General features: G+C 74.8%; 10 protein-coding genes. 4 read left to right on the top strand and 6 right to left on the bottom strand.

Annotated elements, in window-relative coordinates; genetic code table 11:
• Positions 1-87 precede the first annotated feature (87 nt).
• The 3 genes from SM577_RS15100 to mfd all read right to left on the bottom strand — a co-directional run bounded on the left by SM577_RS15100 (position 88) and on the right by mfd (position 5,571).
• Positions 88-1,074 carry a nucleoside triphosphate pyrophosphohydrolase gene (locus SM577_RS15100; RefSeq protein ID WP_474587135.1) on the bottom strand — a complete coding sequence of 329 codons (987 nt, stop codon included), beginning with the start codon at positions 1,072-1,074 and terminating at the stop codon, positions 88-90.
• Positions 1,075-1,076: 2 nt separating this feature from the next.
• Positions 1,077-1,796, bottom strand: coding sequence for a hypothetical protein (locus SM577_RS15095; RefSeq protein ID WP_302918206.1), 720 nt, complete (start codon positions 1,794-1,796; stop codon positions 1,077-1,079).
• A 127-nt stretch (positions 1,797-1,923) separates the two neighbouring features.
• Positions 1,924-5,571 carry a transcription-repair coupling factor gene (gene mfd / locus SM577_RS15090; protein WP_474587134.1) on the bottom strand — a complete coding sequence of 1,216 codons (3,648 nt, stop codon included), beginning with the start codon at positions 5,569-5,571 and terminating at the stop codon, positions 1,924-1,926.
• 447 nt (positions 5,572-6,018) lie between these two features.
• On the opposite strand from mfd, the gene SM577_RS15085 reads away from it, so the two are divergent.
• A complete protein-coding gene (locus tag SM577_RS15085; protein ID WP_302918208.1) occupies positions 6,019-6,942 on the top strand; it encodes a cyclase family protein in 924 nt (307 codons plus the stop codon).
• Between the two features lie 207 nt (positions 6,943-7,149).
• Here SM577_RS15085 and SM577_RS15080 read toward each other — a convergent pair whose 3' ends face one another.
• Complete coding sequence (locus tag SM577_RS15080; protein WP_302918209.1) at positions 7,150-8,190, bottom strand: S66 family peptidase; 1,041 nt, start codon at positions 8,188-8,190, stop codon at positions 7,150-7,152.
• A gap of 83 nt (positions 8,191-8,273) precedes the next feature.
• Between SM577_RS15080 and SM577_RS15075 the strand changes: the two genes are divergently transcribed.
• Positions 8,274-9,308: an ABC-2 transporter permease gene (locus SM577_RS15075; RefSeq protein ID WP_474587133.1), complete on the top strand. Its 1,035-nt coding sequence runs from the start codon at positions 8,274-8,276 to the stop codon at positions 9,306-9,308.
• 103 nt (positions 9,309-9,411) lie between these two features.
• Positions 9,412-12,198, top strand: a complete 2,787-nt coding sequence (ppc, locus tag SM577_RS15070) for a phosphoenolpyruvate carboxylase (protein WP_302918211.1) — start codon at positions 9,412-9,414, stop codon at positions 12,196-12,198.
• Positions 12,199-12,482: 284 nt separating this feature from the next.
• On the opposite strand, the gene SM577_RS15065 is transcribed toward ppc, so the two are convergent.
• Complete coding sequence (locus SM577_RS15065; RefSeq protein WP_302918212.1) at positions 12,483-13,250, bottom strand: hypothetical protein; 768 nt, start codon at positions 13,248-13,250, stop codon at positions 12,483-12,485.
• A gap of 53 nt (positions 13,251-13,303) precedes the next feature.
• Here SM577_RS15065 and SM577_RS15060 point away from each other — a divergent pair, with 53 nt between their 5' ends.
• Positions 13,304-14,482, top strand: a complete 1,179-nt coding sequence (locus tag SM577_RS15060) for a DNA recombination protein RmuC (protein WP_474587132.1) — start codon at positions 13,304-13,306, stop codon at positions 14,480-14,482.
• Positions 14,483-14,720: 238 nt separating this feature from the next.
• Here SM577_RS15060 and SM577_RS15055 read toward each other — a convergent pair whose 3' ends face one another.
• On the bottom strand, positions 14,721-15,182 hold the full coding sequence (locus SM577_RS15055; protein ID WP_474587131.1) for a hypothetical protein: 462 nt from the start codon (positions 15,180-15,182) through the stop codon (positions 14,721-14,723).
• Positions 15,183-15,289 lie beyond the last annotated feature (107 nt).

Here is a 15,289-nt window from a genome sequence, read left to right as displayed (position 1 = left end):
ACCGACCCTAACCGTCCGGCGCGTCCGGCGCGTTGATCATGAAGTTGTTGTCACCCGCCGCGGCGTGTCACGACAACAGCTTCATGGTCAACCCGACTGGTCGGGGGTGCGGGGTTCGGTGGCGCGGATGGCCTGGGCGTAGGCGAGGGTGGTGCGGCGGAGGGCGGCTTCGGGGTCGATTCCCGCCTCGCGGGCCGCGGCGACGGTGGCGAGGAGGCTGGCGCCGAGCCGTGCCTCGGGGTCCACCTGCGACTCGGCGAGCGGGGGCGGCACGGACAGGCCGACCCGGGCGGCCCGCTCCAGGATCTTGGCGGCGAGGGCGAGCGCGGGCTGGCTGAGGGCCACCCCGTCCAGCACCGAGCCGCGCGGCTTCTCGGCCCGCTTGATCCGCTCCCAGTTCTCGGTGATCTCCTCCAGGGTGCCCGCCTCGGCGCCGGCGAAGACGTGCGGGTTGCGCCGGACCATCTTCTCGACCAACCCACCGGCCACGTCGTCGACGGTCCACCGCTCGCCCTCGGGGAGCTCCTCGGCGAGCCGGGCGTGCAGCACCACCTGGAGCAGCACGTCCCCCAGCTCCTCGCGGAGCGCGTCGGTGTCCCCGGCGCCGATCGCGTCGTACGCCTCGTAGCACTCCTCGAGCAGGAACCGGGCCAGGCTCTCGTGGGTCTGTGCCCGCTTCCACGGGTCACCGCCGGGCGAGTAGAGCCGGTCCATCACCGCCACCGCGTCGAGCAACCGGGCGCCGGGCGGATCCCACGAGCCGTACATCAGCTCCAGCTCGGCCAGGCCCGGCTCGCGGGCCAGCCGCAGCCCCAGCTCGCGGGCCAGCGCCTCGTCGCCGGTCGGCCCGGCCAGCCAGACCGCCGTGCCGTGCGCGGCGGCCGCGTCGAGCAGCGCGGCCGTCGCCGCGCTCTCGACCACGGTGACCTCGGCGCCCGCCGCCCGCACGGCCCTGGTCAGCTCGCTCTCCGCGCCGGCCAGCACCGGGGCCTGCCGTACGACGTCCCAGGCCGCCGCGGTCAGCAGACCGGCCGGCAGCCGGGGCGAGGTGACCAGCAGGACGATCCGGGGCATGCTCAGAGGTCGGTCACCGCGTCGGAGCCGGGCTCACCCAGCGGCACGCTCACCGCGGGGGCGTCGCCGGAGAAGCTGAGCACCGGGAACTCCAGCGGCCGGTAGCGCGGGTTGACCGTGACGTCGTAGGACTCGACCGCCTCGGCCAGCGTCTTCCGGGTGGCCAGCGCGCTGCGCAGCTGGTCGCCGTCGAGCTGGCCGGCGGCCGCGTCGTCGGTCACGTCGGCCGGGATCGCGCCCGCCTTGCGGCCGGCCGCGATCAGATCCGCCATCTCCTGCTCGGTCGGCGCGACCGGCGCCGCGGCCGGCACGCCGGACAGGCAGGTGTAGAGAGTGGCCAGCTGCCGCACGTACTCGGTCTCCGGCGAGAGGCCGAGCTGCTGGGCGATCTGCTGCGGCGCCGCCTGCCCGCGCGGCTGGTAGTTCCGCTCGGCCGAGACCCGCTCGCACACCTCCGTCAGCACCAGCACGCTCGCCACCTGACCGCGCCGGGGCAGCTGCGGCCCGGGCAGCTCCGGCTGCTCCTCCTCGGCCGACGGCTGGGCGCTGGGGGACGGCGCCGGGTTCTTCACCCGCGCGTCGTCCAGCACGGCGGTGACCGCATCCTCGGTGATCCGGTGGTCACCGACGTACGCGGCGACGCCGGGCTCGGCACGGCAACCGGAGAGGGCGACGAGGCCGACCGCCACGCTGGCGACGGCGACAAGACGGCGAGCACGCATGGGGGTCACTCTCTCACGCCAACCGACGTCGCTGTGACGCCCCCCACCTCCCCGGTCGGCCCGCCCGGTGACCGGGGAGACGCCGTCGTGGCGCGGCGTCTCCCCGGCCCACCGGAAGCCTGCCGGGTCAGGCGGTCGCGCCGGCCGGGACCGCCGGCGCCGGGTCGCCGAGCACGTCGGAGAGGAGCTGCGCGCACCACTCCAGCAGCGCCTGGTCGCGCAGCGGCTCGCCGCCCACCCGGCGGGTGCTCGGCCGGGGCACGCTGACCTGGTCGAGCGCCGACTTGTAGACCGCGTCCGGGTGGTAGCGCTTGAGCCGCAGCTGCTTCGAGTCCGGCAGCGGCAGCGGGCCGAACCGGATGTGCTTGCCCTGCATGCTCACGTCGGTGAGGCCGTAGCGGCGGGCGAGCAGCCGGAACCGGGCCACCGCCACCAGGTTCTGCACCGGGGCGGGCGGTTCGCCGTACCGGTCGGTCATCTCGGCGACCACCTCGCGCAGCCGCTCCTCGTCCCGCGCTTCCGCGAGCTTGCGGTACATCTCCAGGCGCAGCCGCTCCACGCCGACGTAGTCGTGCGGCAGGTGCGCGTCGACCGGCAGGTCGATCTTGACGTCGACCTCCTCCGCCGGGCGCTCGCCCTTGAACGCCTGCACCGCCTCGCCGACCATCCGCACGTACAGGTCGAAGCCGACGCCCTCGATGTGCCCGGACTGCTCGCCGCCGAGCAGGTTGCCGGCGCCCCGGATCTCCAGGTCCTTCATCGCCACGTACATGCCGGCGCCCAGCTCGGTGTGCTGCGCGATGGTGGCCAGCCGCTCGTGCGCGTGCTCGGTGAGCGGCTTCTCCGGCGGGTAGAGGAAGTAGGCGTACGCCCGCTCGCGACCCCGGCCCACCCGGCCACGGATCTGGTGCAGCTGAGCCAGGCCGAGCAGGTCGGCCCGCTCCACGATCAGGGTGTTGGCGTTCGGGATGTCGATGCCGGACTCCACGATCGTGGTGCAGACCAGCACGTCGAACTCCTTCTCCCAGAAGCCGACCATCACCTTCTCGAGCGCGTCCTCGCCCATCTGGCCGTGCGCCACCGCCACCCGCGCCTCGGGCACCAGCTCGCGGATCCGCCGGGCCGCCCGGTCGATCGACTCGACCCGGTTGTGCAGGTAGAAGACCTGCCCGTCGCGGAGCAGCTCGCGGTGGATGGCCGCGGCCACCTGCCGGTCGTCGTACGCCCCGACGGCGGTGAGCACCGGGTGGCGCTCCTCCGGCGGGGTGGCGATGGTGGACATCTCCCGGATGCCGGTGATCGCCATCTCCAGGGTGCGCGGGATCGGGGTGGCCGACATGCTCAGCACGTCGACCGAGGCGCGCATGGTCTTCAGGTGCTCCTTGTGCTCCACGCCGAAGCGCTGCTCCTCGTCGACGATCACCAGCCCGAGGGACTTGAACCGGGTGGCCGCCTGGAGCAGCCGGTGGGTGCCGATGACGATGTCGGCGGTGCCGTCGGCGGCCATCGCCAGGGTCTGCTCGGCCTCCTTGGGCGTCTGGAACCGGGAGAGCTGCTTGATGGTCACCGGGAACTGGCTCATCCGCTCGGCGAAGGTGTTGTAGTGCTGCTGCACCAGCAGGGTGGTGGGCACCAGCACGGCCACCTGCTTGCCGTCCTGCACCGCCTTGAACGCCGCCCGGACGGCGATCTCGGTCTTGCCGTAGCCGACGTCGCCGCAGATCAGCCGGTCCATCGGGACCGACTGCTCCATGTCCCGCTTGACCTCCTCGATCGCGGCGAGCTGGTCCGGCGTCTCCTGCCAGGGGAAGGCGTCCTCCAGCTCCCGCTGCCACGGGGTGTCCGGGCCGAAGTTGTGCCCCTTGGACGCCTTGCGGGCGGCGTACAGCTGGATCAGCTGGGCGGCGATCTCGCGGACCGCCCTGCGGGCCCGGGCCTTGGACTTCTGCCAGTCCGAGCCGCCCATCTTGTGCAGGGTGGGCTGCTCGCCGCCGACGTACCGGGAGAGCTGGTCGAGCTGGTCGGTCGGCACGAAGAGCCGGTCGCCGGGCTGGCCGCGCTTGCTCGGCGCGTACTCGATGACCAGGTACTCCCGGGAGGCGCCGTTGACGGTGCGCTGCACGAGCTCGACGTAGCGGCCGATGCCGTGCTGCTCGTGCACCACGTGGTCGCCGGCCTTCAGCTCCAGCGGGTCGATGGTGTTGCGGCGGCGGCTGGGCATCTTGCGCATGTCGCGGGTCGAGGTGCCCCGGCCGCCGGTGACGTCGTTGCCGGTGAGCAGCACGAACCGGGACGCCTCGTCGACGAACCCGCTGGCCAGGCTGCCACAGGTGACCAGCAGCTCGCCCGGGGCCGGCGCGGTCGGCACCTCCTCCACCAGCCGGGCGCCGAGGCCGGCGTCGCGGAGCACCTCGACCGCCCGCTGGGCGGGGCCGTGCCCCTCGAAGACCAGCGCGATCGACCAGCCCTCGCCGGCCCAGCGCTTCAGGTCGTCGACCACCCGGGCGGTCTCGCCGTGGTAGAGCGGGGCGGGCTGGGCGGCCAGGGTCACCGCTATCGCGTCGTCCGGGGTGACCGCCACCTCGGTCGGCTCGTCCTCCCACGGCTGGCGGGCGGGGGCGGCGGCCGGCTCGGCCAGGCCGAACGGGGCGAGCGTCCACCAGGGCTGGCCCAGGGCGCGGGCCGCCGCGCGCACGTCGGCCAAGGTGCGGAAGGCGGCGGCGCCGAGGTCGACCGGGGCCTGTCCGCCGGTGGCGGCCGCGGCCCAGCTGGCCTGGAGGAACTCCTCCGAGGTACGCACCAGGTCGTGCGCCCGGGTGCGGATCCGCTCCGGGTCGCAGAGGATCACGTGGGTGCCGGCCGGCATGGTGTCCAGCAGCAGTTCCAGGCTCTCCTCGCCGAGCAGCGCCGGGACCAGCGACTCCATCCCCTCGACCGGGATGCCCTCGGCCAGCTTGTCGAGGATCTCGGCCAGCTCCGGGTGCCGCTGGGCGAGCGCGGCGGCCCGCTCGCGTACGTCCGGGGTGAGCAGCAGCTCGCGGCAGGGCGGGGCCCAGAGCTGGGCGACCTGCTCGATGGTGCGCTGGTCGGCGACGGCGAAGGTACGGATCTCCTCCACCTCGTCGCCCCAGAACTCGACCCGGGACGGGTGCTCGTCGGTGGGCGGGAAGACGTCCAGGATGCCGCCGCGGACCGCGAACTCGCCGCGCTTGGTGACCAGGTCAACCCGGGCGTACGCCATGTCGGTGAGCCGGCGCGCGACGTCCTCCAGGTCGGCCTCGTCGCCGGCCGCGAGCTGCACCGGCACCAGGTCGCCGAGGCCCTTGAGCTGCGGCTGGAGCAGCGAGCGGACCGGGGCCACGACCACCCGCAGCGGCCCGGTGCGGCCGTGCGCGTCGGCCGAGTCGGGGTGGGCCAGCCGGCGCAGCACGGCCAGCCGCCGCCCGACCGTGTCGGAGCGGGGCGAGAGGCGCTCGTGCGGCAGCGTCTCCCAGGACGGGAAGACGGCCACCTGCTCGGCCGGCAGCAGGCTGCCCAGCGCCGAGGCCAGGTCGTCGGCCTCCCGGCTGGTGGCCGTCACGGCCAGCACCGGCCGGCCGGCTCCCCCGGCTTTCCCGTCGGCGTCCGCCGCGACGGCGGCGACCGCGAACGGCCGCAGCGCCGCCGGCGCGGTGATGTCCAGCCCGTCGACCTGGGCGGCACCGGAGCGCGCCAGGTCACGCGCCCGGGCCAGCCCGGGGTCGGCCAGGGCGGCGGAGAACAGACCGGTGAGCATGTGATCACTTCCAGGGGAGTCGGCACGCGTGGGCAGGCACACGACAGATGCCCCTCGTCCGGCCGGACGGGGGGTGCACGACTGCCAGCCTATCCCCGTCGCCCGACACTCCACCCCCTTCCCGCGCCCCGCGCCCCGCGCCCCGCGCCCCGCGCCCCGCGCCCCGCGCCCCGCGCCCCGCGCCCCGCGCCCCGCGCCCCGCGCCCCGCGCCCCGCGCCAAGATCGTGCTCGATCCTGGATGTAGGGGTGTTCGACACGCCGCGAGGCCACTAGATCCGGGAAGTTGCGCGATCTTGACCTTCGGGCGCAGCCCGGTCAGACGCGATCTTGACCACTGGACGCCGCCCGGGTCGAACGCGATCTTGACCGCCGGGCGGCACCGGGCAGGCCGGGAACGCGGCCAGGGGGAGCTTGACCGGTTGGCGGCTTCATGATCAGGTTTTGCCATGGATGAGGAGTGGCGGGCGCAGTTCGACGCGGAGGTGAGCTTCGCCAACGGCGGCGGGCTGCGGACAGAGGGGTTCCGGCTGGACATCCCGGGCCGGGAGATCAGCGACGCCGACCTGGGCGCGCTCCTGGTGCGGCACCTCGGGCTGCTGATGGTCGCCGAGGTCCGGATCAGCAACAAGACGATCATCCAGGAGCCGCACAAGGGCGGCCGCGGCGTGGCCGCCTCCACCGGTGGGACGGCCGGCGCCGGGCGGCGGCTGGTGGAGCTGAGCCACGTCATCAGCGACGGAATGGTCACCCTGCCCGGCTGGCCGGCGCCGCGGATCGGTGACTGGCTGACCTTCGCGGCGTCCCGGGCGAACTACGCGCCGGGCACCGAGTTCCGGGTGGCCCGGATCGACATGATCGCCAACACCGGCACCTACCTGGATTCTCCCGCGCACCGCTGGGCCGACGGGGTCGACCTGTCCGGCGTGCCGCTGGACCGCCTCGCCGACCTGCCCGGCCTCGTGGTCCGGGTGCCCGCCGGCACCCGGGCGATCGACCGGCTGATGCTGGCCCCGTACGACGTCGCCGGGCGGGCGGTGCTGCTGCACACCGGCTGGGACGCGCACTTCGGCACCGACCGGTACGGCGCGCCGGAGGCGCCCCACCTGACCGGGGACGCCGCGCGGGCACTGGCCGAGGCGGGCGCCGCGCTGGTCGGCATCGACTCGATCAACATCGACGACATGAGCCCGGCGGCCGGCGGCGAGCGCCCCGCGCACAGCACCCTGCTCGCCGCCGGCATCCCGATCGTGGAGCACCTGACCGGCCTGGGCGACCTGCCGCCGGAGGGCTTCCGGTTCACCGCCGCCCCGCCGCGGGTCGCCGGCATGGGCACCTTCCCGGTCCGCGCCTTCGCCCTGGTCGACGCCTGACCACCGGCCCGAGCGACCGCCTCGCCGCAGGCGGGCTGACCCGCAGACCAAGATCCACACGAGGTCGGGGATATGGCGGTATCCGCCGCGCCTGGATACCGCCATATCGCCGATCTGGAGTGAATCTCGCCGCGGGTGGCGCCCCGGGCGCGGCCGGAGCGAGCCGGCGGAGCAGACGTCCGGAGCGGTGGGCCAGCGCCGCGGTGGTCAGTAGCGGACGCTGATGCGGCGTTCGACGGCGTCGACGCGGATCTCGCCGCCGTACGGGACGATCAGCTGCGGGTCGGTGTGGCCCAGGTCGACGTCGAATACCAGCACCGCGTCCGGCGCGTACTCGGCGAACGCCCGAGTCACCGCCGCCCGCTGCGCCGCCGCGTACGCCTGCCGTTGCTCGGGGGTGTGCGGCCGGTCGAAGTCCCAGGCCTTGGCCCGGCCGACCACGGCGGCCGGGAAGGTGGCCAGCAGCCCGCGCTCGCCGAGGTTGCGCAGGATCCGGTAGACCTCGGTGTCCGAGGGCAGTTCCTCGGAGGTCTCGATCAGGAGGACCGAGCCGGCCAACTCGGCGGCCGGGGCGACCCGGTCGGCGGCGAGCAGCCAGTGCAGGATCTCCAGGTTGCCGCCCCAGGTGCGTCCCTCGACCACCCGCTCGGGCCCCTGCCAGGCCCAACCGGCGCCCGGGAACATCAGCGGCTCGTCCGCCAGCGAGGCCGGGTCGCGCCAGTCGTTGGGCTGGTCGCCCCACTCCGTCGCGGGGGTCAGCTCGTACCAGCCCGGGGTGAACAGAGCGGCGCGCAGCGAGTCGACGGTCAGCGGGTGCGGCGAGCCGGGGCGGCCGAGGTGCACCAGCACCGACCCGCCGTGGTAGCCGACGATGCCCAGCCGGTGCAGGTGGTTGAGCACGTTGGTGTTGTCCGAGTAGCCGAAGAAGGGCTTCGGGTTGGCCCGCAGCACCGCGTCGTCCAGGTACGGGGTGACGGTGATCTGGTCGTCGCCGCCGACGGTGGCGAGCACGGCGGTGACCGACGGGTCGGCGAAGGCGGCGGTGAGGTCCCGGGCCCGGTCGCGCGGGTCGGCGCCCATCACCCGGGTGGTCGGGTACTCCACCGGTTCCAGGCCGAGTTCCTCGCGCAGCCGGCGCAGGCCCAGCTCGTACACCTCGGGGAAGAGACCCGGCAGACCGGCGGAGGGTGAGACCACCGCGACCCGGTCGCCGGGCCGGGGCTTGGGCGGATAGCTCAGCGACACCATGATCGAACGCTAACGGGTCGGTCGAACGATTTCCGACCGGCGAAGCCGCATGAACCGGGTGAAATCCCACCTAGGCTGACGGCGTGGGCGAGGCGGCTGAGCTACGGGTACGCGACTGGCTGCCCCGCACCGTCGGGCTGCTGCTCGGCACCCTGCTGCTGGCCACCGCGTTCATCGCCGCCTACGTGGGCGCGCTGCACCGGCCGACCCCCCGCGACGTGCCGGTCGGGGTGGTCCTCGGCGACCAGCGCGCGCAGGCGGTCCTCGCCGCGGTGCGCGGCGAGACGACAGCGATCAAACCGGTCGAGTACGACGACCCGGGCGCCGCCGAGGACGGCCTGACCGGCCGCGAGGTGTACGCGGTGCTCACCTCGACCCCCGAGGGCGGGCTGCTGCTGACCACGGCCAGCGCCGCCGCGCCGAGCGCCACCGACACGGTGACCCGGGTGGTCGGCACCGCCGCCGAACGGGCCCGGCTGCCGTTGCGGGTCAGCGACGCGGTGCCGGTGGCGACGACCGACCCGCGCGGGCTGGTGCCGTTCTACCTCGCGGTCGGCTTCGTCCTCGGCGGCTACCTCGCGGCGACCGTGCTCGGCATCTCCGCCGGCACCGCGCCGCGCGGGCCGCGCCGGGCCGGGCTGCGGATCGCCGCGCTGGCCGGGCACAGCGTGGCGCTCGGGGTGGCCGGCGCGCTGGTCGTCGGCCCGGTGCTGGACGTCTGGGACCACGACCTGGCAGCGATCGCGCTGACCGGGATGCTCGCGTCGTTCGCGGCGGCGATGGTCGCCTCGGCCGTGCAGGGCTGGCTCGGGGTGCTCGGCACCGGGCTGGTGATCCTGCTGCTGGTGGTGCTCGGCAACCCCGGCTCCGGCGGGATCTACGCCCCGGAGTTCCTGCCCGACCCGCTGCGCGGGATGCACCGCTGGAACATCCCCGAGCTCGCCACCGACCTGCTCAAGTCGGTGATCTACTTCGACCGCCGCTCGGCCGGCTGGGCGGTGACCGGGCTCGCCCTCTGGGCGGTGCTCGGGCTGGCCGGACTGCTCACCGCGACGCTGGTCCGCGGCCGTACCAGCCCGCGCCGACCGGGCCCGACCGCGCCCGCCGGGGCGGAGTGACGGCGCCCCGGATCGCGGGCCCCCTCCTGTGCACCGGGGCCACGCGGATACGATCCAGGGAGTCGGACAGCGCTGTCCTTCGTACTCGCGTAAGGAGCGCACCGTGACCGACCAGCACGACCACGACGGCCCCGACGCCGCCCTGCGGGCCGACATCCGCCGCCTCGGCACCCTGCTCGGCCAGACCCTGGCCCGCCAGGAGGGCCGGCCGCTGCTCGACCTGGTCGAGGAGATCCGCGCCCAGGTCCGCTCCGACGCCCCGACCGCGGCCCGCCGGCTCGGCAGCCTGGACGTCACCACCGGCACCAAGCTGGCCCGCGCCTTCTCCACCTACTTCCACCTGGCGAACATCACCGAGCAGGTGCACCGGGCCCGCGACCTGCGCCGCCGCCGGGCGATCCAGGGCGGCTGGCTGGACCAGGCGGCCAAGATGATCGCCGAACGCGGGGTGCCGGCCGAGGAGATCGCCGCGGCGGCCCGCCGGCTGGCGGTCCGGCCGGTCTTCACCGCGCACCCGACCGAGGCGGCCCGCCGGTCCATCCTGTCCAAGCTGCGGGCGATCGCCGACGAGCTGGACGCCGAGACGGCCAACGCGATCCTCTACGGGGCCAGCGACGAGGGGCCGGCCAACCGGCGGCTGGCCGAACTGCTCGACCTGATGTGGCAGACCGACGAGCTGCGGCTGGACCGGCCGGACCCGACCGACGAGGCCCGCAACGCCATCTACTACCTGCGTGACCTGTACGCCGAGGCCGCCCCGCAGGTGCTCGACGACCTCGCCGACACGCTGCGCACCCTCGGCGTGGAGACCTCGCCGACCGCCCGGCCGCTGACCTTCGGCACCTGGATCGGCGGCGACCGGGACGGCAACCCGTTCGTCACCCCGACGGTGACCCGCGACGTGCTGACCATCCAGCACGAGCACGGCATCGCGGCCACCGAGAAGGCGATGGACCACCTGATCAACGAGGTGTCGGTCTCCCGCCGGCTGCGCGGCGTGTCGCTGGACCTCTCCGCCAGCCTCGCCGCCGACCTGGACGCGCTGCCCGAGGTGGCGCCCCGGTTCCGCCGGGTCAACGCCGAGGAGCCCTACCGGCTCAAGGCCCGCTGCGTGAAGGCCAAGCTGGCGAACACCCGGCAGCGGCTGCGGCAGGGCACCGCGCACGTGCCGGGCCGGGACTACCGCGGCTCGGCCGAGCTGATCGCCGACCTGGAGCTGCTGCGCGCCTCGCTGGCCCGCAACTCCGGCCAGCTCACCGCCGTGGGCCGGCTCGCCTCCACCATCCGTACGGTCTCCGCGTTCGGGCTGCACCTGGCCACCATGGACGTGCGGGAGCACGCCGAGGCGCACCACGCGGTGCTGGCCCAGCTCTACGCGGCCGTCGGCGAGGTCTCCGACTACCCCTCGCTGACCCGGTTGGAGCGCACCAAGCTGCTCGCCGACGAGCTGGCCGGGCGCCGGCCGCTGTCCACCCTGGACACCCCGCTCACCGAGGCGGCGCGCAAGACGTTCGACGTGTTCGGCACCATCCGCGAGGCGCAGGACCGGTTCGGCAACGAGGTCATCGAGTCGTACATCATCTCGATGACCCTCGGCGTGGACGACGTGCTCGCCGCGGTGGTGCTGGCCCGCGAGGCCGGGCTGGTCGACGTGCACAGCGGCCGCGCCCGGATCGGGTTCGTCCCACTGCTGGAGACCCCGGCGGAACTCAACGCCGGCGGCGAGCTGCTCGACGAGCTGCTCTCGCTGCCGGCGTACCGGGCGCTGGTGGCGGCCAGGGGCGATGTGCAGGAGGTCATGCTCGGCTACTCCGACTCCAACAAGGAGGCGGGCATCACCACCAGCCAGTGGTCCATCCACCGGGCCCAGCGCGCGCTGCGCGACGTGGCCGCCCGGCACGGCGTGCACCTGCGGCTCTTCCACGGCCGGGGCGGCACGGTGGGTCGCGGCGGCGGGCCGACGCACGAGGCCATCCTCGCCCAGCCGTACGGCACCCTGGACGGCGCGATCAAGGTCACCGAGCAGGGTGAGGTCATCTCCGACAAGTACACGCTGCCCTCGCTGGCCCGGGAGAACCTGGAGCTGACCCTGGCCGCGGTGTTGCAGGCGACGCTGCTGCACACCGCCCCGCGCCAGCCCGCCGAGCTGCTGGAACGCTGGGACGCGACGATGGAGCTGGTCTCCGGGGCGGCGTTCCGGTCGTACCGGTCACTGGTCGAGGATCCGGACCTGCCGGCGTACTTCTGGGCGTCCACGCCGACCGAGCTGCTCGGCGCGCTGAACATCGGCTCCCGCCCGGCGAAGCGCCCGAACACCGGTGCCGGGCTGGCCGGGCTGCGGGCCATCCCGTGGGTGTTCGGCTGGACGCAGACCCGGCAGATCGTCCCGGGCTGGTTCGGGGTCGGCTCCGGACTGGCCGCGGCGCGGGCCGAGGGCCGGGCGGACGTGCTGGCCGAGATGCACCGCAACTGGCACTTCTTCCGCACGTTCCTGTCGAACGTGGAGATGATGTTGACCAAGACCGACCTCAGCATCGCCCGCCGGTACGTCGAGACGCTGGTGCCGAAGAAGCTGCACCCGATCTTCCACAAGATCGAGCAGGAGTACGAGCTGACCCGGCAGGAGGTGCTGGCGGTGACCGGGTCCCCGGCGCTGCTGGACGGCTCGCCGGTGCTCCAGCGCACCCTCGCCGTGCGGGACACCTACCTCGAGCCGCTGCACCACCTCCAGGTGGCGCTGCTGCGCCAGTACCGCGACTCCGGCGCCGCCGGCCGCGCGGTGGCCACCGCACCCGGTGGCCGGCGCGCCCCGAGCGACGGGACCGCCCTGGAGCGGGCCCTGCTCACCACTGTCAACGGCATCGCCGCCGGCATGCGCAACACCGGCTGAGCCCTGACCGGCCGGTCGGGCCGCCCCGCCCGGACGCCCGCCGGCGGTTCCCGCCCTTCAGACGCCTCAGCCGACCGGGCCCGGCCCCGGCTGAGTCCGGCTCGTCGGAGGCACGAGACGGCGCTGGCAGCCGCCTGCCCGCGAGCCTGATACCTGAGAGTCATGAATATGCCTCTCAGGTATCACGCTCGTCCCGAAGGTGGGTCCGCCGGCCGCGCGAGACCGCCGCCGGCGTAACCCCGAAGCCGCCGCCCGGTCGCCAGCACCGCCGGGGCGAGCACCGCTCAGAAGTCGCCGCCGCCGAAATCTCCGCCGCCGAAGTCGCCGCCGCCGAAGTCACCACCGAAGTCACCGGCCTGGTCACCGCCGACGTCGCCGCCCTGGTCGCCGTAGTCGGCGCCGTCGGCGTAGCCCTCCTGGTAACCGGCCTCGTAGCCGTAGCCGGGATCGGCGAAGGCCGGCGAGAAGAGGGCGTCGGCGATCAGCACCCCGCCGAGCACGCCGGCGCCGGCGCCCAGCGCCGTCTTCCACCACGGGGTGGAGTACCAGCCCGCCGGCACCGGCCGGCCCTGGAACCGCCCACCCGGGTAGTAGTAGGGCGTGTCCCGGCCCGGCTGCGGGCCCGCCTTGAACGTCTGCCCCTGCACGTCGACCTGGCGTTCCCGGGTGAGCTGCCCGGCGCCCGCCGCGGCGGCCAGCGGGGGCAGCTCCGGACCGGGGTCGATGCCGAGCGCCACCCGGGCCGCCCGCGCGTACGCGAGCCCCTCCAGCGCGGTCTCCCGGGCCAGCCGGTACTGCTGGACGGTACGGGCCTGCTCCAGCTGGCCGCCGGCGGCGTTGTAGCGCTCACCGGCGTCGACCAGCGCCTGGCGGACCGCCGGGTCGTCGCCGTGCAGGTTCATCACCTGGCCGCCGAGGCGCTCGTACCAGCGCTGGGCGTCGGCCCGCACGTCCGCCAGGTCCCGCGCCTGCCGGGCCGCGGTCTCCCGCCGCCACCACAGGAACGCTCCCAGCAGCAGTGCCACCAGGATCACCACCAGCAGAAGTTCCATGGCCCGAAGGTACCCGCGCCGCTCGCGTCGTACTCTTCTGGCAAGCTCCGGTGGTGGACTTCTCGACGCTCGCCGTGGTGGTCGTCTGCCTCGCCGCCGGTGGCGCCCTGGGCTGGCTCGCCGCCCGGTCCCGCGCCGCCGCCGAGATCGCCCGGCTGGACGCCACGCTGCGCGCCACCCGCGAGGGCGAGGGCCGGCTGGAGCAGTCCATGCGGGCGTTGAGCTACGAGGCCACCGCGCAGTCCCAGGAGGCGGTCGCCCGGGCGGTCGCGCCGCTGCACGAGACGCTGCGTCGCTACGAGCAGCGGGTCGCCAAGCTGGAGCGCGACCGCGTCGACGCCTACGCCGAGCTGCGCGAGCAGGTCCGCGCGATGAGCACCGTCTCGGGCGAGCTGCGCACCGAGACCAAGCAGCTGGTGGCGGCGCTGCGGGCACCCCAGGTACGCGGCCGCTGGGGCGAGCACCAGCTGCGCCGGATCGTCGAGGCGGCCGGGATGCTGGAGCACTGCGACTTCGCCGAGCAGGTCACCGCCGCCACCGACCACCAGGGGGTCCGCCCCGACCTGGTGGTACGCCTGCACGGCGGCCGGTCGGTGGTGGTCGACGCCAAGGCGCCCTTCGACGCGTACCTGACCGCGATGGAGGCGCGCGACGAGCGCGGGCGCGACACCCACCTCGACGCGCACGCGAAGCACCTGCGGGCGCACGTCGACGCGCTGGCCGCCAAGTCCTACTGGGCGGCGTTCGACAGCACTCCCGAGTTCGTGGTGCTCTTCGTGCCCGCCGACCCCTTCCTCGACGTGGCCCTCCAGCGCGACCCCACGCTGCTGGAGCACGCCTTCGCCCGCAACGTGGTGCTGGCCACCCCGGCCACCCTGGTCGCGCTGCTGCGTACGGTCGCCTACTCCTGGCGGCAGGAGGCGCTGGCCCGCAACGCGGTGGCGGTGCACTCGCTGGCCCGCGAGCTCTACGGCCGGCTGTCCACCCTGGGCGACCACGTCGGCAAGCTCGGCGCCTCGCTGAGCGGCGCGGTGACGGCGTACAACCGGGCGGTGGGGTCGCTGGAGGCGCGGGTGCTGGTCAGCGCCCGCAAGCTCGCCGAGCTGGGGGTCTCCGACCAGGAGCTGGCCGCCCCGGCGCAGATCGAGCTGGCACCGCGCCAACCGCAGGCGCCGGAGCTGCTCGACACCGCCGACGCCGAGATCCCGCCGCACCGCGCCGCGCTGGACTGACGACCTCGTCCCCGAGCGCCCGGCCACGACGGACCGCAGTGCGTGCCCGCCCGCAGGCGGAGGGCGCGGACGGGCCGCGTCGCACGGACGGGCCGCGTCGCACGGACGGGCCGCGTCGCACGGACGGGCCGCGTCGCACGGACGGGCCGCGTCGCACGGACGGACCGCGGCGCACGGACGGACCGCGGCGGGGGCGGGCCGAGGCGCGGGCCCGCCGCAGCGCGCGGCCGGCCGGGCGTCAGCCGCGGCGGGCGGATTCGACCAGGAACGGGATGCCCTGCTGGCAGGTGGTCATCATGCCGGGCTGGGCCCGGCCGGTGACGCTCACCTTCGCGCCCACCGCCAGCACGTCACGCGGCCCGCCGATCAGCAGGTAGCCGTCGAGCAGCAGGCAGTTGGGCTCCACCCCGGCGGCGACCGTGCCGGTCAGCGTGGTGCCGCCCACCGGGGGTGGCAGGGTCGGCCCGCCCGGGCGCTTGGTGCCCAGCGGCGGGTCGGGAATCGTCGGGTCGACCGGGTCGTCCGGGACCCGGGTGCTCGGCGACGGGCTGGGGCTCGGCGGCGTCGGGGCGGGCGGGCTGGTCGCCGGCTGCGCCCCGGTCGAGCTGGGGGTGGAGCTGCCGTCGCCGCCGTCCTGGCCGCAGGCGCTCAGCGCCACGCAGACGACCAGCGCGGAGAGGGCGAGCCGAAAGGTCCTCATACCCGTATCGGACGCAGCGGCGCCGGCCGCCGTTCCCGGCCTGGCCGGGCGGCAGACCGTCCGCGCCGCGCCTCGCCGCGCACCACGGCCGCCTCGCCGCGCACCGC

The sequence above is a fragment of the Micromonospora desertarenae genome, from assembly GCF_056150265.1.
The sequence above is the reverse complement of the archived record's forward strand: the minus strand, read 5'-3'. Positions and strand labels throughout refer to the sequence as shown.

Bases quoted from the DNA above. Each gene is read 5' to 3' on its own strand.
- SM577_RS15100 (WP_474587135.1), bottom strand. From the start codon at position 1,074: ATGCCCCGGATCGTCCTGCTGGTCACCTCGCCCCGGCTGCCGGCCGGT.
- SM577_RS15095 (WP_302918206.1), bottom strand. From the start codon at position 1,796: ATGCGTGCTCGCCGTCTTGTCGCCGTCGCCAGCGTGGCGGTCGGCCTC.
- mfd (WP_474587134.1), bottom strand. From the start codon at position 5,571: ATGCTCACCGGTCTGTTCTCCGCCGCCCTGGCCGACCCCGGGCTGGCC.
- SM577_RS15085 (WP_302918208.1), top strand. From the start codon at position 6,019: ATGGATGAGGAGTGGCGGGCGCAGTTCGACGCGGAGGTGAGCTTCGCC.
- SM577_RS15080 (WP_302918209.1), bottom strand. From the start codon at position 8,190: ATGGTGTCGCTGAGCTATCCGCCCAAGCCCCGGCCCGGCGACCGGGTC.
- SM577_RS15065 (WP_302918212.1), bottom strand. From the start codon at position 13,250: ATGGAACTTCTGCTGGTGGTGATCCTGGTGGCACTGCTGCTGGGAGCG.
- SM577_RS15055 (WP_474587131.1), bottom strand. From the start codon at position 15,182: ATGAGGACCTTTCGGCTCGCCCTCTCCGCGCTGGTCGTCTGCGTGGCG.